This is a genomic window from Vibrio sp. T20 (genome assembly GCF_007858795.1).
In the GTDB taxonomy this organism is placed as follows: Bacteria; Pseudomonadota; Gammaproteobacteria; order Enterobacterales; family Vibrionaceae; genus Vibrio; species Vibrio satsumensis.
Genome location: NZ_VFEB01000180.1, coordinates 1 through 308, shown reverse-complemented (window position 1 = coordinate 308; position 308 = coordinate 1). Strand labels below are relative to the sequence as shown.

Annotated in this window: 1 pseudogene; it reads right to left on the bottom strand. The window is 44.8% G+C overall.

Annotated features, from left to right (window positions below):
- A pseudogene (locus FTW16_RS20070) lies at positions 1 to 308 on the bottom strand (MFS transporter); the annotation flags it as partial.

The window sequence follows — 308 nt, the reverse complement described above, 5'->3', positions numbered from 1 at the left end:
ACGCAAGAATGTTCAATCCAATCAACGAAGCAAAAGCACCAATATACAAGCCATCTTGCGACCATTGTTGCGACATAATCGCCAAGTTAGGCCCTAACACGGCAGCAAGAACGCCACCAGCCATTGATATAGAAATCGCACGATGGCGAGCATTTTCATCGCATACTTCGATAGCAGCGAAACGATAAAGCGTGCCAAAACCTATACCTATCCCAAGTAAGAATGTGGCGAAACAAAACAGATAGAAATTTTGCTGAGATAACGCGTAAGTAGCAAGGCTTGCTTCTGTAATCCCCACAACATCACCC